This is a genomic window from Pseudomonas sp. G.S.17 (assembly GCF_038096165.1).
Lineage (GTDB): Bacteria > Pseudomonadota > Gammaproteobacteria > Pseudomonadales > Pseudomonadaceae > Aquipseudomonas.
On the sequence record NZ_CP151076.1, the window covers coordinates 985,252 to 1,001,090 of the forward strand.

The 15,839-nt window shown below is 58.1% G+C and carries 15 protein-coding genes, 1 other RNA gene and 1 pseudogene; 6 read left to right on the plus strand and 11 right to left on the minus strand.

All coding sequences use genetic code 11. The features are described from left to right. Positions 1 to 137 precede the first annotated feature (137 nt). A pseudogene (locus tag AABC73_RS04380) lies at positions 138 to 711 on the plus strand (aldo/keto reductase); the annotation flags it as partial. Between the two features lie 116 nt (positions 712 to 827). Here the strand turns inward: AABC73_RS04380 and AABC73_RS04385 are convergent. The 9 genes from AABC73_RS04385 to AABC73_RS04425 form a co-directional block, all read right to left on the minus strand. Next, entirely contained in the window at positions 828 to 1,031 is a 204-nt protein-coding gene (locus AABC73_RS04385) for a DUF3077 domain-containing protein (RefSeq protein ID WP_341522619.1), read from the minus strand. Between the two features lie 259 nt (positions 1,032 to 1,290). After that, positions 1,291 to 2,859 carry an IS66 family transposase gene (locus tag AABC73_RS04390; protein ID WP_341521454.1) on the minus strand — a complete coding sequence of 523 codons (1,569 nt, stop codon included), beginning with the start codon at positions 2,857 to 2,859 and terminating at the stop codon, positions 1,291 to 1,293. Between the two features lie 61 nt (positions 2,860 to 2,920). After that, on the minus strand, positions 2,921 to 3,256 hold the full coding sequence (tnpB, locus tag AABC73_RS04395) for an IS66 family insertion sequence element accessory protein TnpB (RefSeq protein ID WP_230000024.1): 336 nt from the start codon (positions 3,254 to 3,256) through the stop codon (positions 2,921 to 2,923). Beyond that, positions 3,253 to 3,579 carry a transposase gene (locus tag AABC73_RS04400; RefSeq protein ID WP_341521453.1) on the minus strand — a complete coding sequence of 109 codons (327 nt, stop codon included), beginning with the start codon at positions 3,577 to 3,579 and terminating at the stop codon, positions 3,253 to 3,255. Before AABC73_RS04400 ends, tnpB begins: the two co-directional genes overlap by 4 nt. Before the next feature lie 123 nt (positions 3,580 to 3,702). Then, positions 3,703 to 4,100, minus strand: a transfer-messenger RNA (tmRNA) gene (gene ssrA / locus AABC73_RS04405). Between the two features lie 113 nt (positions 4,101 to 4,213). Then, on the minus strand, positions 4,214 to 4,498 hold the full coding sequence (locus tag AABC73_RS04410) for a hypothetical protein (protein ID WP_341522620.1): 285 nt from the start codon (positions 4,496 to 4,498) through the stop codon (positions 4,214 to 4,216). A 209-nt stretch (positions 4,499 to 4,707) separates the two neighbouring features. Beyond that, entirely contained in the window at positions 4,708 to 7,518 is a 2,811-nt protein-coding gene (locus AABC73_RS04415) for an FAD-binding and (Fe-S)-binding domain-containing protein (protein ID WP_341522621.1), read from the minus strand. A gap of 71 nt (positions 7,519 to 7,589) precedes the next feature. Then, the gene (gene lldD / locus AABC73_RS04420; protein WP_331150833.1) at positions 7,590 to 8,735 is read right to left on the minus strand and encodes an FMN-dependent L-lactate dehydrogenase LldD; all 1,146 of its coding nucleotides are present in this window, start codon (positions 8,733 to 8,735) and stop codon (positions 7,590 to 7,592) included. A gap of 79 nt (positions 8,736 to 8,814) precedes the next feature. Beyond that, a complete protein-coding gene (locus AABC73_RS04425; protein ID WP_341522622.1) occupies positions 8,815 to 10,512 on the minus strand; it encodes a lactate permease LctP family transporter in 1,698 nt (565 codons plus the stop codon). Between the two features lie 402 nt (positions 10,513 to 10,914). On the opposite strand from AABC73_RS04425, the gene AABC73_RS04430 reads away from it, so the two are divergent. Continuing rightward, positions 10,915 to 11,682 carry a GntR family transcriptional regulator gene (locus AABC73_RS04430; RefSeq protein WP_020293174.1) on the plus strand — a complete coding sequence of 256 codons (768 nt, stop codon included), beginning with the start codon at positions 10,915 to 10,917 and terminating at the stop codon, positions 11,680 to 11,682. 183 nt (positions 11,683 to 11,865) lie between these two features. Here AABC73_RS04430 and smpB read toward each other — a convergent pair whose 3' ends face one another. Further along, a complete protein-coding gene (gene smpB, locus AABC73_RS04435; RefSeq protein ID WP_341522623.1) occupies positions 11,866 to 12,348 on the minus strand; it encodes an SsrA-binding protein SmpB in 483 nt (160 codons plus the stop codon). Positions 12,349 to 12,462: 114 nt separating this feature from the next. Between smpB and AABC73_RS04440 the strand changes: the two genes are divergently transcribed. The 3 genes from AABC73_RS04440 to AABC73_RS04450 are packed head-to-tail and all read left to right on the plus strand — an operon-like array spanning position 12,463 to position 14,621. Beyond that, entirely contained in the window at positions 12,463 to 13,866 is a 1,404-nt protein-coding gene (locus tag AABC73_RS04440) for a sodium-dependent transporter (RefSeq protein WP_341522625.1), read from the plus strand. 7 nt (positions 13,867 to 13,873) lie between these two features. Beyond that, positions 13,874 to 14,308 (plus strand): type II toxin-antitoxin system RatA family toxin, encoded by a 435-nt coding sequence (locus AABC73_RS04445; RefSeq protein ID WP_020293177.1) that lies wholly within the window; start codon positions 13,874 to 13,876, stop codon positions 14,306 to 14,308. Next, on the plus strand, positions 14,301 to 14,621 hold the full coding sequence (locus AABC73_RS04450) for an RnfH family protein (protein ID WP_341522626.1): 321 nt from the start codon (positions 14,301 to 14,303) through the stop codon (positions 14,619 to 14,621). Before AABC73_RS04445 ends, AABC73_RS04450 begins: the two co-directional genes overlap by 8 nt. A gap of 69 nt (positions 14,622 to 14,690) precedes the next feature. On the opposite strand, the gene AABC73_RS04455 is transcribed toward AABC73_RS04450, so the two are convergent. Next, positions 14,691 to 15,212, minus strand: coding sequence for an outer membrane protein assembly factor BamE (locus AABC73_RS04455; RefSeq protein ID WP_065836095.1), 522 nt, complete (start codon positions 15,210 to 15,212; stop codon positions 14,691 to 14,693). A 98-nt stretch (positions 15,213 to 15,310) separates the two neighbouring features. Between AABC73_RS04455 and fur the strand changes: the two genes are divergently transcribed. Next, entirely contained in the window at positions 15,311 to 15,718 is a 408-nt protein-coding gene (gene fur / locus AABC73_RS04460; RefSeq protein WP_065836130.1) for a ferric iron uptake transcriptional regulator, read from the plus strand. Positions 15,719 to 15,839: the final 121 nt, after the last annotated feature.

The window sequence follows — 15,839 nt, forward strand, 5'->3', positions numbered from 1 at the left end:
GCTGCGGGCATGGCGACGGCGAATCGCTATCCCCGTTCCCAGTTATCCGCCTCGCTGGCTCGCTACCAGCAAATGGTTATTCACTCGTTCGGCCAGCTTGCGTTTGAATCAACAGGCTTACGGCCAGGGCGAAAACAACATTCCACCGCCCCGAGCGAGCCAAACCCGCGCTCGAAGCGAGCTGGCGACGGTTGCAGGTCAACTACATTGATTGCTGCCTGATCCACACACCGTTCGCCTTCCAGCCCGGCGACAATCAGGACCCACGGGACCCGCTTGGACATCACGCTGGATGCACTGAAAGAGATCGTCGCCGCTGCACGGATCAAACCGGCCGTGGTGCAAATCGAAGCGCACCCGTTTTTGCCTGAATGGGAGATGCTCCAGTTCTGCAAACAGCACGGATTGTTCTCCTGGCTTTCGCCCCGTTGGACCACGGGATGGAACCGAATGTGCTGCAAGAGCCGGTGATCACCGACATCGCCCGAAACCTGCGAAAAAGCCCGGCACAAGTCGCACTCGCCTGGGCAGTCCAGCGCGGCACCGCCTTCCTGACAACCTCAGCAACGCCAAGCCGTATCCAGGAAAACTTTTACATCACGACCCTGCCACACCGGGCGATGAGCGAGATCAACGAAGAAATCACCACCCGGATTCGATTTAATTCGGAGGTTGAGACGGCTTCGGGGGGTTATTCCGCGTAAGAAGTGATGGGTGGGACGGGACTCATCAAGGTCCGCCCTTGAACTTCCGCGCAAAAAAAGACGTCTTTGGACGTCTTTTTTTGGTTGGGTTTGGTGCAGGAATAAGTCGAATTTGTGTCGTAGCTAATTGATTTTTATGCCTTGCACGACTTGATCCATTTTCCCTCGCGCCATCTCAATCAAATGAACAACCGAAAACGCATGGTCGCGTTGGCTGCCACGCAATGCATCCGCGCTTTCATAGGCGGTCGCCTTGGCGCAGCGGAGGAGTTCGTCGACGTCGTTGAGCAACAGTTCGATGGTGTGGGTTTGTTCGTGATGAGTCATGGTTTGCTCCTGGATTATTGGAGCCTAGGTATTTCCGGGTTCCTACTCCCAGGCCGCTGATTTGGCAGCGGCGAGCGCAAGGGTAGCGATGCGGGGCTGCAAGTGGGGAAGCGTTTGACTGCCAGTTGTGGGCAGGCTTTGCTCGCTCTTGATTCAGGTGAGTTCCACCGGCTCTGCGGACAGATTCCTGAAGACACAAAAAAAGCACCTGCTCAACGCGAGGTGCTTTGTATGCGTCCGGGCATCACGCCTTGCGTGATTAGGCCGGCTGCCACCTATGCGGCAGCAACTGATCAATTTCACTCGCTCGCTGCGTTGGTAGGCGCGTAAGGACATCCTTCAGATATGCGTACGGATCATGGCCATTGAGCCGCGCAGACTGGATCAAACTCATAATCGCCGCCGCCCGTTTGCCGCTGCGCAGCGAACCTGCAAAGAGCCAGTTTTTGCGACCCAACGCCCACGGTCGGATTTGGTTCTCGCACCAATTATTGTCAATGGGTACGGCCCCGTCATCGAGGTAGCGCGACAACGCTGCCCAGCGTTTCAGGCTGTAATCCAGTGCTCTGCTGATGGCTGAGCCTTCAGGCACGAGATCGCGCTGGGCCATCATCCAGGCATGCAGCCTATCCATCACCGGTACGGCTTTTTCTTGCCGTATTCGGCGCCGTAAATCCGGCTCCAGGTCGCGCACTTCACTCTCGATTTCGTAAAGCAACTGGATGTAGCGCAGGGCCTGTTCGGCGAGCGTGCTCTTGTTGGTCGCGTGCAGTTCGAAGAACTTGCGCCGCGCATGGGCCATGCAACCGATCTCGGTCACGCCGAGTGCGAAGCTGGCCTTGTAGCCGCCAAAATCATCACAGACCAGTTTACCCTTCCAGTCTTGCAGGAAGTTGCGAGCATGTTCACCAGCGCGGCTGGGGCTGAAGTCATAAACAACAGCTGCTGTTTCGCAGAACTGGCTGGTGGCGTAGGCCCAAACATAGGAGCGGTGAGTCTTCTTCGTTCCCGGCATGAGCATTTGCACCGGTGTTTCATCGGCATGAACAACCTGTTGCCCTAGCACTACGTCGCGCAGTGCATCGACCAGAGGTTGCAGCTGCACCCCAGTCACACCCACCCATTGAGCCAAAGTTGAACGTGGAATCGCCAAGCCGGCACGACCGAAGATCGATTCCTGACGGTAAAGCGGCAGGTGGTCGGCAAACTTGGCGATCATGACGTGGGCCAACAGCCCGGCGGTTGGGATGCCCTTATCAATAATCTGTGCAGGAACCGGTGCCTGAATCAGCGTTTCGCAGTTATCACAGACCCATTTGCCACGGACATGGCGTTCAACGGTAAATACGCCGGGCGTGTAGTCCAGCTTTTCGCTGACGTCCTCACCGATACGCTTGAGTGCGCAGCCACATGGGCAGTGAGTGTTGTCCGGCTCGTGATGGATTAGCGTGCGTGGAAACTCTGCCGGCAAAGCAGTGCGTTTGGGCTTTTGCTTTTTCTCGGTCGGAGCCAGCACTGTTTGCAAGGCTTGAAGCTCTGCTTCAATCGCCGCGATATCGGTATCGATCAGGTCATCGAGCAAGCTGGCCTGTTCAGGATTCATCTGCTCGCTACGCTTGGCAAACTTCAAACGCTTGAGTTGTGCGATCTCGTGGGTGAGCTTCTCGATAACCGTTTGATCGCGGTTGATCTTCTTGCCCATCGTCTCAACCGTCTTACCCAGTGTGTCGACTTGATGGTCGAGCGTCTCGACACGCTGTATCAACTGCGCCGCCAAAGCGCGCAGTTGTTCAGGGGTAAGGTGGTCGAGATTGGGGAGCGAAGTCATGGCGCCGATTTTGCCAGAGCAAGCAGTTCGCGGCGATAGACCGATAGGCTAATGGCAGCCGTTAAAGCAGTGTGATCGAGCCGCCGGAGCCTACGCGTTGCCATGGCAGGCCCAGTACTAAAGCCTGAAGTTGCTCGGGAGCCAACTCCAGTTCAGAGCCTTGGCGAATACCTGGCCAGTGGAACTTGCCTTGGTTCAACCGGCGCGCCGCCAGCCATATTCCGAAGCCGTCATGCACCAGCACTTTCATGCGATTGGCGCGGCGGTTGGCGAACAGATAAGCACAGTGCGGCTTCGCCGCACCGAACACCGAGATCACCCTGGCCAATGCCGTCTCGGTACCGGCGCGCATGTCCATCGGCTCGGTGGCGAGCCAGATGGCATCGATGCGGATCAAAGAACAAGCCCTCGGACAAAGCGGGCGCATCCGTCAGGGTCGGAAGTTGGCCATTTCACGATGAGCGATTGCTCGCCAAGCGCCAGCGCAATGATCGCTGACGCTTCGGTCTTATGTTTTGGTTCAACCGGCGCGACTTTCAAAGGAATGAAAGCTGGCAGCGCGACTGCCTGCCGATCACGGTAAAGCGGTATCCACCGGCGAACGACATTGGCATTAATCCCGTGACTCATCGCAATAGCTGCCACGGAAACACCGGGCTGCTCGCACTCTTGAACGACTTGGGTCTTGAAGGATTTCGGGTATGACTTACGTTGGCGCATGACGATCCTGGCATTAAGGGTAATTGCGTCCGCTTAAAATACGCGGACACAATCGCCCTTATTGCTCGGGCTCGGAAGGCGTGTTCCCCGGCCCCTTACGGTGCTTTTTTGTACTGCTGAATTTGGTGGAGCCGGGGGGATTTGAACCCCCGTCCGCCAGTACTCCGCTGTCGGTCCTACATGCTTAGCCGTGTCTATTGAGTTAACCCTCAGCCGCCCGACGGGCAGGGTGCATTGGGCGAGTTGTGTAAGTTTTAGCCGATTCGTCCACAACGTACTGCACGGCGATTCTGTTCTATATGACAATCACTTTGGGTTTACAGACATCCCCTCGTGATTGCTGGACCCGAAGGTACCAGAAGCTCAGGGTCTAAGGCTGCTTACGCAGCGATGGACATTTCCTGGCCGTAGTTTTCGTCATTGGCAACTATAAGTAGTTGCAACAGTGGATTTACGACTTCTGTTACCAAGTCGGCATGCACCTAAAGTTTCGCAACCGGCGTCGAATCCTAAACGGCCCCAGTTGACTGCTTTCACAGTCAGGTCGCGGAGTGTACTCCAGTGAGGGAGTCACGTCGACCTTTTGACGCGGTTTGAGCTACGGCCAGCCGCTGGGCCGGCCGTTACAGGCGTGTTACTTGGCGCCTTCGCTACCCGAACCGATGTTTTTCAGCTCGGTGAGTTCTTTGGTAGTGATCGCGATACATTTTTTCTCATCACCATTCTTCTGGGCAACTTTTGCCGCATCGACGGTTTTTTGCAGCTCCGCTTTGGAGTCAGCGCTGAAATTGGTGTTGCTGGAAACCACCGCGTTCTCCAGGGTTTTGATATTGCCACCACACAAATCATCGGCGGCGAACACCGGGGAACCCAACAGTGCGGCGGTGAGGAACAATCCAGTCAATGCTGTGCGCTTCATGTGTATCTCCTTGAGCCTGTGGACTCGGTATGGCCGGTCTATGAGGCCGATGTCCGAGGTTTGTCGATAACCCCAATTCATTTGCGGGGCTTAAACAAACTGACTGTGCTGAAACGCAGGGGTTCTATTTCTTTTCGCGATTATTTGTAAACGCCACATTACGGTCAAAAAGCACCAAAAAGGGGCGATTCTCGGCCCCTGTGATGGGATCAAACGGTTTTGGCTTGGGTGACGCGATCCACCAGATACACCAGCCCGTGATAGTCGATGCCACCGTGTTGTGACAGGCCGATCTCGCAGGTACGACTGGTGGAAATGCCTTCATTGCAGAATTGCACCGCGTCCTTGAGGCTGCGCAGCGAGTGGGCGTTCAGCTCTGGCGTGGTGAAGCCCTTGTCGCCAGCGAAGCCACAGCAGTGAATGCCTTCCGGAATCACCACGTTGACGCTGCACAACCGCGCCAACTCGATCAGTGCCTGACTTTCGCCCAGATGCTGCGTGCTGCAAGTCACATGCACGGCGATGGCTTCCTGCTGGGGTGTGAAGGTCAGCTTGTCCAGCAGATGCGTGCGAATGAAACGCACTGGATCGTATAGATCCAAACGAGTGTCTTTGAGGTCCTGCACCAGGCGCAGCGTGCACGGGCTGGTGTCGCAATAGATCGGATCGAGCCCGCCACGGCTGGCTTTGCTCAGCGCGGCCAGCAATTCCAGGCGTTTGTCGTCGGCCTGTTGCTTGTAGCCCTTGGACTCGAAGGGTTGTCCGCAGCACAGGCTTTCCTGATTGTCGGGAAACACCACTTGGTAACCGGCTTTTTCCAGCAGGCTGCGGGTCTTGTCGAGTAACGATGTCTGCTCGCGGTCACCGGCTGCCGGGCCCATGACCCGGGAAACGCAGGCCGCCAGATACACCACGCGCGGACGCTGATCTTCGACTGGCGGGGTGAAGCGAATCGCATGTTCCGCCTGAGGCATGGCCGGTGACCATTGCGGCACGCGTCCGCCGGAAGCCTTGCTTAACGCGCCGGACAGTTTCGCCAGCCTCGGTGCGCCGAGCAGCATCCGCGCGCCATTGGCGGCGTGCAGGGTAAAGCGCGCACCTTGCAACGCTGTCTTGAAATTGTGCGCCAGCCAACCGGCGGCCTTGGCGTGTTTGGCCCCCTGAGCGCGCAGTTTCTTGACCAGCTCGCCGGTGTTGATGCCAACGGGACAGCGTTGCGCGCACAGGCCGGTCGCAGCGCAGGTTTCGATGCCTTGGTAGTGGTAGTCACGCTCCAGGTCTGTGGTGTCGACACCCGCGCGTTTCTTCGCCTGAATGTCACGCCAGATAACGATGCGCTGGCGCGGGCTGAGGGTCAGGCCTTTCGACGGGCAGACCGGCTCGCAGAAGCCACATTCGATGCACTTGTCGACAATTTCGTCAGCCGCGGGCAACGGCTTGAGGTGCTTCAAGTGGATCTGCGGATCTTCGCTGAGGACCACATCGGGATTGAGAATGCCGTTGGGATCGAGCAGGCGTTTGAGCTGCCACATCAGTTGATAGGCGTCGTGGCCCCATTCCAGTTCGACGAAAGGCGCCATGTTGCGCCCGGTGCCGTGCTCGGCCTTGAGCGAGCCGCCAAACTCGACGGCAACCAGCTGTGCCACGTCATCCATGAACGCTTTGTAACGCGCGACTTCCTCGGGATTATTGAAACCCTGAGTGAAGACGAAGTGCAGATTGCCTTCCAGCGCGTGGCCGAACAGGATCGCTTCGTCGTAATGATGCTTGTCGAACAGCGCGATCAGGCGCCGCACGCCGATGGCCAGCTGTTCGACCGGGAAGGTCACGTCTTCGATGATCACTGTGGTGCCGGTTTGCCGCACGGCGCCGACAGCGGGAAAGGTGTCTTTGCGGATCGCCCACAGGCGCGCGTTTTCCAGCGGATCTTCGGTGAAGTCGACTTGCTTTTCGACGGGAAACGCCGCCAGGGACGTCATGATCTGCGCCAATTGTTCGTGCAGCAAATCCCGGCTGGCGGCGCGGGCTTCGATGAGCAACGCGCAGGCGTTTTCCGAGAGTTCGCGGACGAAGCCAGGCATGCCGGGTTTGTCCTGTACCGAACGCATGCTGCGGCGATCCAGCAGCTCGACAGCCGCCACCGGCTGGGTTTTCAGCACGGTGACGGCGTTGCAGCAGGTTTCAACATCTGGAAACACAATCAGCGCCGAGGCTTTGTTCGGGTGATCGACCACGGTGTCGTAAGTGACTGCGCTGATAAAACCCAGTGTGCCTTCGGAGCCGACCAGCAAGTGGCTGAGAATATCCAGCGGCTGGTCGAAATCCACCAGCGCATTGAGGGACAGGCCGGTGGTGTTTTTCAGGCGATATTTGTGGCGAATCTTGTCGGCCAGTTCGGTGTTGGCGCGGGTTTCCCGGCCCAGTCGCGCCAGCTGCTGCAGCAAGTCGGCATGACTGCTGTGAAAGGCGGCGACGCTGGACGGGTCTTCGGTGTCGAGGCATGTACCGTCGGCGAGCACCAGACGCATGCCTGCCAGGGTGTGATAGGTATTCTGCGCCGTACCGCAGCACATGCCGCTGGCGTTATTGGCGACAATGCCGCCGATCTTGCAGGCGTTGATCGAGGCTGGGTCCGGGCCGATCTTGCGGCCAAACGGCGCCAGCCAGGCATTGGCCTGGGCACCGATCACGCCGGGTTGCAGGCGGATTTGCGTACCTTGGTCACGCAGTTCGCGGCCGTTCCAGTTGTCGCCGAGCACCAGCAAAACCGAATCGCTGATGGCTTGCCCCGACAAGCTGGTGCCCGCCGCGCGAAAGGTCACCGGGACTTTTGCCTGTTGCGCGAGTTTGAGCAGGGCCACGACTTCGTCTTCGGATTCGACGCGGATCACCAGCTTGGGAATCAAGCGATAGAAGCTGGCGTCGGTGCCAAAGGCGAGCGTCGACAGCGGGTCGTCGAAGCGTCGGTTGGCCGGGACCAGATGATGGACATCGTTCAGGAAGGAGGCGGGCAGGCTCATGCGGTCTTCCTCAGGAAGTCAGGTTCGGGGCGCCGCGGCTTCTGGCGAGCCGCGTGCGTGGGTGCAGGCGCTCAGGCGCCCAGTTCACGGACGAGTGAATCGCGAGATATCTCGCTGATGGATTTGGCCCCGGTCAGCACCATGGCCACGCGCATTTCCTTTTCGAACAGGTCGAGAAGGTTCTTCACGCCCGCTTCGCCATGGGTCGCCAGGGCATAAATGAATGCGCGTCCAATCAGCACGGCATCGGCACCCAGGGCAATCATTCGCACGACATCCAGACCGCTGCGAATGCCGGAATCGGCGAGGATCTTCAGGTCGCCCTTCACTGCATCGGCGATGGCCGGCAAGGCGCGGGCACTCGACAGAACACCGTCGAGCTGGCGGCCGCCATGGTTGGAAACAATGATGCCGTCAGCGCCGAATTTCACTGCGTCCCGGGCGTCTTCGGGGTCGAGGATGCCCTTGATGAGCATCGGCCCGTCCCAGGTTTCGCGGATCCACTCCAGATCCTTCCATGAAATCGACGAATCGAAATTCGCCCCCAGCCAGCCGATATAGTCGGCCAGGCCCGTAGGCGCGCCAAGGTAGGCGGAGATGTTGCCCAGGTCATGCGGGCGACCTTTGACGCCAACGTCCCAGGCCCACTGTGGGTGAGTCATGGCTTGCAGAATCCGCCGCTGCGGACCGTTCGCGCCGCTCATGCCGTGATGGGCGTCGCGGTAACGAGCACCCGGCACCGGCATGTCGACCGTGAACACCAGGGTCTTGACCCCGGCGGCCTTGGCCCGCTCCAGGGCATTGCGCATGAAGCCGCGGTCTTTGAGTACGTAGAGCTGAAACCAGATGGGGCGGTCGATGGCAGGCGCGACTTCTTCGATGGGGCACACCGAAACGGTGGACAAGGTAAATGGAATGCCCTTGGCTGCCGCCGCACGCGCCGCCTGTACTTCGCCGCGCCGGGCGTACATCCCGCAAAGTCCGATGGGGGCCAGCGCAACCGGCATGCTCAGGTTTTCGCCGAACAACGTGGTCTGCAGGCTCAGCTCTGACATGTTCTTCAGGACCCGCTGGCGCAGGGCAATGCTGGCCAGGTCCGATACGTTGTGACGCAAGGTGTGCTCGGCGTAAGCGCCACCGTCGGCATAGTGAAACAGGAACGGCGGCAGCTTGCGTTGCGCTGCGGCACGATAATCAGTGGAGGCGGAAATGATCATGGGCTCTCGCAATCTCTTGTAAATAGCCTGATAAGTAGCCGCCGGGCGCGCATTGACGCACCCGGCGCTTGTCTCATTTTTAGTGCACCAGCATGCCGGTGAACCAGTAGGCCTGGGCGTAGGTGAGGCAGCCGACGATGGTGGCGAAGAACAGGCTGTGTTTGAGAGTAAACCGGAACAGGTCCGATTCCTTGCCCACCAGCCCGGTGGCAGCGCACGCCACTGCTATGGATTGCGGCGAAATCATCTTGCCGGTCACGCCACCGCTGGAGTTGGCTGCGACCATCAGCACGTCACTGACACCGATCTGGTGCGCAGTCGTGGCCTGTAGCGAACCGAACAGCGCGTTGGAGGACGTGTCGGAACCGGTCAGGAATACGCCCAGCCAGCCCAGGAATGGCGAGAAGAACGGGAAGGCTGCGCCAGTGCCAGCCAATACCAGCGCCAACGTGGAAGACATACCCGAGTAGTTCATGACGAAGGCGAAGGCCAGCACCATGCCGATGGACACAATGGCCCAACGCAATTCTTTCAACGTTTCCTTAAAAGTGGTCAGACCAGTACCGGCGCTGATCTTCAACACGATCATCGACAGGATCGCCGAGAACAGAATGGCAGTACCGGACGCTGCGATCAGATCGAACTTGTAGACGGCGGGCATCGCCGTCGCCTTGGCAACAATCGGTGCGCCTTTCATGACCAGTTGGTCAAGGTGCGGAATGGCGAAGTTCATGGTCCACGCCTGCATCGCGCCACCGGCGGCGAACATGGCCTTGAACGGTTTGAGTGTCCAGATGGTGACAATTACGGTAAGGATCAGAAACGGTGACCACGCTTTGAGGATTTGCCCCAAGGTGTAAGGGGATTTGCCCGACGTGCGTGGCTGGCCGAAACCGCCCGGATTGCCCAGGATTGCCGCGCCGTCAGCGGTGGCGGCCACGAACTCGGAATCTGCGGCGCGCTGTGGCTGCCAGACCTTGAGGAACAGGGTCAGGGAAACCAGGCTGACCAGCGCCGAGGTGATGTCCGGCAGTTCAGGGCCGATGTAGTTGGACGTCAGGTACTGAGTGATCGCGAAGCTCAAGCCTGCCACCAGCGCAGCCGGCCAGGTTTCCTTGACGCCGCGCAGGCCGTCCATCATGAACATCAGCCAGAACGGTACGAACAGCGACAGCAGCGGCAGTTGACGACCGGCCATGGCGCCGATCTTGAAAGGGTCGATCCCGGAAACCTGACCGGCCACTACGATTGGAATACCCAACGCGCCGAACGCAACCGGTGCGGTGTTGGCGATCAGACACAGGCCGGCCGCGTACAGCGGATTCAGACCCAGGCCGACCAGCAGCGCAGCGGTAATGGCCACGGGTGCGCCGAAACCGGCGGCACCTTCCAGGAACGCGCCGAAGCAGAAGCCGATCAGTAGCACTTGCAGACGCTGGTCATCGGTAATGGACATGACCGAACTGCGGATGATCTCGAACTGGCCGCTCTTGACGGTCAGTTTGTAGAGAAAAACCGCAGCCACGATGATCCAGGCAATGGGCCACAAGCCATACGCGAAGCCGTATCCGGCAGCCGCGAGGGCCATGTCAGCTGGCATCTGGAAAGCAAAAATCGCCACAAGCACTGACAACGCCAGCGTGATACTGCCTGCGATATGACCTTTGAGGCGAAACACCGCCAAGGCCAGAAAGAAGAACACGATTGGGATGAGTGCGGCGGCGGCGGAAAGGCCGAGGCTGCCCAGAGGGTTATAGAGTTGTTGCCAGGTCTGCATGTGGGTGGCCCCTAATTATTTTTGGTTAGGCCTGGTGTGCCATGTCCACGTGCGCAGCTTCGATTCGACGTTATGCCAGCAAACGTCTTGTCGATAGTGACGAACGAATCACAGGGTCCACCAGTTCAAGCCTTTCGCTCGAAAGGTCTTGCAGCGCTGAAGAAGTTAGCCTTCAAAACGCTGGCATTGGCTAATTGGTAATACCAATTTACAATGACTTGGCGCTAGGGTAAAAGCCTTGGCCGTGGTGTGTCAATTTGCCGTACTACGACTTTGGTCGGATACGGCTGGAAAAGCAGTCCTGATGGGTTGATTTCAGCAGCATCTGGCAGGTGTCGAGCCGACGGTAATCAGCCAGAATAGGCAGTCCCGACAAGTGTTCGGGGTGTGAAGCGAGGATTTATGGGCTTTGATCAGGTGCGCCAGCGCCGTTTGTCCGACGATATTGTCGAGCAGCTGGAAAGAATGATTCTTGAAGGTACGTTGAAATCGGGAGGGCGTTTGCCCGCCGAGCGTGCGCTTGCGGAACAGTTTGGTGTGTCCCGCCCATCACTGCGCGAGGCGATCCAGAAACTCACGGCCAAGGGGTTGCTGATCAGTCGCCAGGGCGGCGGCAATTATGTGGTGGAAAATCTCGGATCGACCTTCAGTGATCCGCTGTTGCATCTGCTGGAAAGCAGCCCGGATGCCCAACGCGATTTGCTGGAGTTCCGCCACACCCTCGAAGCGTCCTGTGCATATTACGCCGCGATTCGTGCCACCGATGTGGATCGCGAGCGCCTGCGCATGGCGTTCGAAGCGCTGCAGGATTGCTACTCAAGAGAAGGCGAAGTCAGTCGTGTTGAAGAAAGCGCGGCCGATGCCAGCTTTCACCTGGCGATTGCTGAAGCCAGCCACAACGCCGTGTTGCTGCACACGATTCGCGGGTTGTTCGATCTGCTCAAGCGCAACGTATTGATCAATATCGGCGGGATGTACAAACAGCGCACGGAAACCCGGGACATGCTGATCAGTCAGCATCGCGAGCTGTATCTGGCGATCATCGAAGGCCGTGGCGAAGACGCGCGGGAAGTGTCCAGCCGTCATTTGCTGTATGTGCAGGAGGTATTGGAGGAAGTGCGCCAGCAGGTGCAACGCACCGCTCGGGCAGAGCGGCGCAATGGGATGTGAGCTGCAAATCTTGTAGGAGCCAGCTTGTTGGCGAGGCGTAGGTCCCGCGTGATCAGGAATACTGCTTCGCGAACAAGTTTAAACAACGCACAGCCATCGAGTTGAAATGCTCGTTGGAGCCGGTTTTGCTGGACGGCAGCGCCGTGTCGACAGCGCGGCGAAATCTCCTACAAAACGGGCAGCCTAATCATCCTTGCCCTTGCTGCGCACGGCCCGTTGCAGTTCGCGATCAGAGTCGCGTTCCCGCTCGGTGTGGCGCTTGTCATATTCCTTCTTGCCTTTGCCTAGTGCAATTTCGCACTTGATCAAGTGCGCTTTCCAGTAAATGGAAAGGGCTACGCAGGCATAGCCTTTCTGCTGCACCGACGTAATGAGCTTCTCAAGCTCACGCTGGTTCAGAAGGAGTTTACGGGTGCGTGTCGGGTCAGCGATGACGTGTGTGCTTGCAGTCGTCAACGGTGAGATATGGCTACCCATCAGCCACGCCTCGCCATCTTTGAGCAGCACATAACTGTCGACCAGCTGTACCTTGTTGGCACGCAGGCTTTTTACTTCCCAGCCAGCCAGGACCAGACCGGCCTCGAACTTGTGTTCGATGAAGTAATCGTGACGCGCCTTTTTATTTTGCGCGATGGTCCCTGTGGGTTGTTTCTTGAGCTTAGCCATAGGCGACGCATTATAGGGACTCGCTTCGATATCGGCTATGGGGAAGCTGCGTGCTTGAGCAGGTTGATTGAATCCCGGACAATGCGTCTCTTTTTTTGGTTGGACGTGTCTACGATGTCGACGGACAAGGTTTCGGTCCATGGCGGCTGGGCAAGCCGCTGGGTGTTCATTCTGGCAGCGACCGGTTCTGCCGTGGGCCTGGGCAGTATCTGGAAATTCCCCTACATGGTCGGCATCTATGGCGGCGGTGCGTTCGTACTGGTGTTCCTGGCCTGCATCGTGCTGATCGGCGTGCCGGTGATGCTCGCCGAGACATTGATCGGCCGTCGCTCGCGTTTGAGCCCGGCCAATGCCTTGAAGGTATTGGCGATCGAGGCCGGGCACTCAGCACGCTGGTCCTGGGGCGCTTTTGCCGGAATGATCACCGCGCTGCTGATCCTGTCTTTTTATAGCGTGGTGGGCGGCTGGTCGCTGGATTACATCATCGACATGGGGCGCGGGGATTTCCAGGGCGTTACGGCGGATAAGGTTGGCGCTTATTTCGGTAACGTGATCGCCGATCCGTGGCGTCTGGTGCTCTGGCACACAATCTTCATGCTGCTTTCGGCGGTGGTTATCGCCAAGGGCGTGGTAGCCGGGCTTGAGCGCAGCCTGCGGATCATGATGCCGCTGTTGTTTATCCTGATGGTGATTCTGCTGGGCTACAGCCTGACCACCGGGCATTTCATGGAAGGCGTGCATTTCATGTTCGACTTCAATCCGTCCAGGCTGCTCGACGGTTTGCTGCCTGCCATGGGCCACGCGTTCTTTTCCCTGAGCGTCGGTGTCGGTTCGATCATGATCTACGGCGCTTATATGCCGAAGAACTCGTCGATTTCCGGGACTATCGTTGGCGTTGCCTTGCTGGATACGTTCGTGTCGCTGCTGGCCGGGCTGGCGTTGTTTCCCATCGTCTTTGCCGCTGGCCTGAACCCGAGCGAAGGCCCCGGTCTGATGTTTGTGACCTTGCCATTTGCCTTCGGCAACGTAGCGTTCGGTCAGCTAATGGGCGTAGTGTTCTTCGTCCTGGTGGCGGTAGCGGCCTGGAGTTCGGCGATTTCTCTGCTTGAACCAATGGTTGCGTATCTGGTGGAGCGGACTAAAATCCGCCGCGCCTGGGTCACGTTCTGGCTGGCATTCAGCTGCTGGTTCGTCGGGCTTGGCACCGTGTTTTCGTTCAACATCTGGCAGCAGGCCAAATTTTTCGTGAACGATGGCGGCGTATTCCATCTCTATCAATGGGGCGCAGCCGGGGGCCTGGACTTTTTCGGCGTCATCGATTTCTTCACTTCGCGGATCATGCTGCCGCTGGGTGGTTTGTGTTTCGTGGTATTCGCAGGTTGGGTGATGGGCCGCGAGGCAGTGCGTGACGAACTGTCGATCCGCAGCCCGGTGCTGTTCGCCTTGACGTTCTTTTTGATGCGCTATGTGGCGCCGTTCGGCATTCTTGTTGTGTTTGCCGCTCAGCTTTGGAAGTGACGCTGACATGACTACGCATATTCAACGCTCCGCCCTTTTGCCTTATCCGGCTCAAGCTCTGTACGACCTGGTAAATGACGTGGCTCGATATTCCGAGTTTCTGCCCTGGTGTTCTTCGGCGAAGGTGCTGGAGGCAAGCGACGAACGCATGCGTGCCAGCCTGGAAATCGCCAAAGGCGGGCTCAGCCAACATTTTGTAACGCAAAACACGCTCGTACCTGGGCAGTCGATCGTGATGGATCTGGTCGAAGGGCCATTCAACCAGCTGCACGGCGTCTGGACGTTCAAGGCGCTGGGCGAAAAAGCCTGCAAGATCAGCCTGGATCTGTCGTTCGATTATGCCGGTCCCATCGTTCGCGCCACCCTTGGGCCATTGTTCAACCAGGCTGCCAACACGCTGGTTGATGCGTTCTGCCAGCGGGCGAAAGAACTGCATGGCTGAGGCCGAAATCACGGTCGAAGTGGTTTACGCCGCTGTCGACCGACAACTGATGCTCTGTGTCAAAGTGCCTGCGGGCACCACGGTGCGTCAGGCGCTGCTCTTGTCTGACATTGGAGCGGAGTTTCCAGAGCTGGATCTGGCGCAATGTGCTGTAGGCATTTTCGGAAAAGTGGTGGCGAATGCTGAGTTGCGGACACTGAAAGAGGGCGAGCGGATCGAAATCTATCGCCCGTTGCTGGCTGATCCGAAAGAAGTGCGACGGTTACGTGCGGCTAAAGCGGCCAAGGCACGCCAGGACCGGGAGCAGAATTAGCGGTTCACCGATCCGCAGAGACTAAAAAGCCCGGCACGCCGGGCTTTTTGTTGTCGCAGCGAATGACAATTACTGCGGCGATGTTTCCAGAGGTTCCTGAGTCGGCACCGGTACGGTTTCGACTTTATCCACATCCTGCTGGATCTGCTCAAGCAGCGAACCAGGCTTGGCCGGCTCTTCGGCTTTCGGCTGCTCGACATTGCCGGCAGGCGCCGTAGTGCCGTTATCGCGGCCCAGAATGGCGTCGTCACGGCTAACGCCCGGCATGAAGTCACCGGAGAGGCTGACGAGCTGGTCATTGCCATTGAAGATAACGCTCACGCGCTCTTGCTGGCGTTCGCCACCTCCAGGCTGCAGGCTGTACAGGTAATCCCAGCGATCTGCGTGGAATGTGTCAGTCAGCAAAGGGTTGCCCATGATAAACCGTACTTGCCGTCGGGTCATTCCGGGCCGTAACTGGTCTATCATGTCTTGCGTGACGACATTGCCCTGTTGGATGTCGATTTTGTAAACCCCGGGGAATGAACAACCGGCGAGTGCGAGCAGTCCCACAAGGGTGAAACTGGTTAGCAGGAGCTTGGTGTTTTGCATCGGTGGGCGACTTCCACTATCTTGGCTGGGACAACGTAAACCCCGATCATACCTGCATTAAGAGAAGCTGCGAAGCAGCGTCTGTGAGAAAGCTGACCATGGTTGAAAATAGCGAACTACGAAAAGCCGGACTAAAGGTGACCCTGCCACGGGTCAAAATTCTACAGATGCTCGATTCCGCCGAGCAGCGTCACATGAGCGCGGAGGATGTTTACAAGGCGCTCATGGAGGCTAGCGAGGACGTCGGTCTGGCCACGGTTTACCGTGTACTGACGCAATTCGAAGCTGCCGGATTGGTGGTTCGCCACAATTTCGACGGCGGTCATGCAGTATTCGAATTGGCTGACGGCGGCCACCATGACCATATGGTCAACGTGGAATCCGGCGAAGTCATCGAGTTCTTCGAAGAAGAAATCGAGAAGCTTCAGAAGGCGATTGTCGAGAAGCACGGTTACGAGTTGGTGGATCACAACTTGGTGCTCTACGTGCGCAAGAAAAAGGTCTAAACCTTTTTTGATGTAGCAACAAAGGCGACCCTAGGGTCGCCTTTGTGCGTTTTCGTGGCTTCGTTGGAGCGAGGCTTGCCCGCGAATCAGGCGCCTCGATGGAGGACCAGACCCACCGCGT

Bases quoted from the DNA above. Each gene is read 5' to 3' on its own strand.
- AABC73_RS04385 (WP_341522619.1), bottom strand. From the start codon at position 1,031: ATGACTCATCACGAACAAACCCACACCATCGAACTGTTGCTCAACGAC.
- AABC73_RS04390 (WP_341521454.1), bottom strand. From the start codon at position 2,859: ATGACTTCGCTCCCCAATCTCGACCACCTTACCCCTGAACAACTGCGC.
- AABC73_RS04400 (WP_341521453.1), bottom strand. From the start codon at position 3,579: ATGCGCCAACGTAAGTCATACCCGAAATCCTTCAAGACCCAAGTCGTT.
- AABC73_RS04410 (WP_341522620.1), bottom strand. From the start codon at position 4,498: ATGAAGCGCACAGCATTGACTGGATTGTTCCTCACCGCCGCACTGTTG.
- AABC73_RS04415 (WP_341522621.1), bottom strand. From the start codon at position 7,518: ATGAGCCTGCCCGCCTCCTTCCTGAACGATGTCCATCATCTGGTCCCG.
- lldD (WP_331150833.1), bottom strand. From the start codon at position 8,735: ATGATCATTTCCGCCTCCACTGATTATCGTGCCGCAGCGCAACGCAAG.
- AABC73_RS04425 (WP_341522622.1), bottom strand. From the start codon at position 10,512: ATGCAGACCTGGCAACAACTCTATAACCCTCTGGGCAGCCTCGGCCTT.
- AABC73_RS04430 (WP_020293174.1), top strand. From the start codon at position 10,915: ATGGGCTTTGATCAGGTGCGCCAGCGCCGTTTGTCCGACGATATTGTC.
- smpB (WP_341522623.1), bottom strand. From the start codon at position 12,348: ATGGCTAAGCTCAAGAAACAACCCACAGGGACCATCGCGCAAAATAAA.
- AABC73_RS04440 (WP_341522625.1), top strand. From the start codon at position 12,463: ATGTCGACGGACAAGGTTTCGGTCCATGGCGGCTGGGCAAGCCGCTGG.
- AABC73_RS04445 (WP_020293177.1), top strand. From the start codon at position 13,874: ATGACTACGCATATTCAACGCTCCGCCCTTTTGCCTTATCCGGCTCAA.
- AABC73_RS04450 (WP_341522626.1), top strand. From the start codon at position 14,301: ATGGCTGAGGCCGAAATCACGGTCGAAGTGGTTTACGCCGCTGTCGAC.
- AABC73_RS04455 (WP_065836095.1), bottom strand. From the start codon at position 15,212: ATGCAAAACACCAAGCTCCTGCTAACCAGTTTCACCCTTGTGGGACTG.
- fur (WP_065836130.1), top strand. From the start codon at position 15,311: ATGGTTGAAAATAGCGAACTACGAAAAGCCGGACTAAAGGTGACCCTG.